The organism is Massilia sp. TS11 (assembly GCF_022012445.1).
Classification (GTDB): domain Bacteria; phylum Pseudomonadota; class Gammaproteobacteria; order Burkholderiales; family Burkholderiaceae_D; genus Telluria.
On record NZ_JAKLTS010000033.1, the window covers coordinates 1 to 1474 of the forward strand.

A 1474-nucleotide genomic window follows, 5' to 3' on the forward strand; every position below is an offset into this window, starting at 1 on the left:
ACCGGCCGAGGTCGGCGCGGTATAGCTGCTGGCCGTGCTGCCATCGATGCTGTAGCTGCGCGTCACATCGCCGGCCTTGGTGCTGAAGCTCAGCGAGGCATCGCTGGTCACGCGGTCGGTGCTGCTGGCGCCGGTGTCGTTGCTCAAAGCGACGGTCGGCGTGGCGATGGTGTTGTCCTGCGTGAAGGTGATGCTGGTGCTGGCGGTGTTGCCGGCCGTGTCGGTGTCAGTGACGACCACGGTGTGCGCACCATCGGCCGTCGGGGCCGTGTAGCTGCTGGCCGCTGCACCGCCATCGACGCTGTAGCTTCGCGTGACGTCGACTGCAGCCGTGCTGAAGCTCAGGGCGCCGTCCTTGCTGATCTTGTCGGTCGGGCTGCTGCCCGTGTCGTTGCTCAGGTTGACCGTCGGCGTGGCGATCGTATTGTCCAGCGTGAAGGTGATGCTGGTGCTGGCGGTGTTGCCGGCAGTGTCGGTGTCGGTGACGACCACCGTGTGCGCGCCGTCAGCCGTCGGGGCCGTGTAGCTGCTGGCCGTCGTGCCGTCGATACTGTAGCTGCGCGTCACGTCGCCAGCGGCGCTGCTGAAGCTCAGGGCGCCGTCTTTGCTGGTCTTGTCAGTGGGGCTGCTGCCGGTGTCGTTGCTCAGGCTGACGCTCGGCGTGGCGATCGTGTTGTCCAGCGTGAAGGTGATGCTGGTGCTGGCCGTGTTGCCTGCGGCATCCGTGTCGGTGACGACCACGGTATGCGCGCCATCGGCCGTCGGCGCCGTGTAGCTGCTGGCCGTGGTGCCGTCGATGCTGTAGCTGCGCGTGACGTCGCCAGCAGCCGTGCTGAAGCTCAGCGCGCCATCTTTGCTGATCTTGTCGCTGGTGTTGCTGCCAGTGTCGTTGCTCAGGCTGACCGTCGGGGTGGCAATGGTCTGGTCCAGCGTGAAGGTGATGCTCGCGCTGGCCGTGTTGCCTGCCGTGTCGGTATCGGTCACAACAACGGTGTAGGTGCCGTCCGTGCCGGGTGCGGTGTAGCTGCTGGTGGCGGCGGCGCCATTGATGCTGTAGCTGCGCGTGACGTCGCTGGCGGCGCTGCTGAAGCTCAGGGCGGCGTTGTTGGTCAGCTTGTCGGTGGTATTGCTGCCGCTGTCGGTCGTCAGGCTGACGGTCGGCGTGGCAATCGTATTGTCCAGCGTGAAGGTGATGCTGGTGCTGGCCGTATTGCCTGCAGCATCCGTGTCGGTGACAACCACGGTATGCGCGCCATCGGCGGTCGGCGCCGTGTAGCTGCTGGCCGTGGTGCCGTCGATGCTGTAGCTGCGCGTGACATCGCCAGCTGCGGTGCTGAAACTCAGGGCGCCGTCTTTGCTGATCTTGTCGGTCGTGCTGGCGCCGGTATCGTTGCTCAGGCTGACCGTCGGCGTGGCGATCGTCGTATCCAGCGTGAAGGTGATCGTGCCGCTGGCGCTGTTGCCGCCTGCATCA

Annotated in this window: 1 protein-coding gene; it reads right to left on the reverse strand. The window is 65.9% G+C overall.

Annotation, left to right across the window (positions count from 1 at the left end; all coding sequences use genetic code 11):
• A partial coding sequence (locus tag LZ005_RS21485) for an Ig-like domain-containing protein (RefSeq protein ID WP_237811058.1) occupies window positions 1-1474 on the reverse strand: 1474 nt, incomplete at both ends.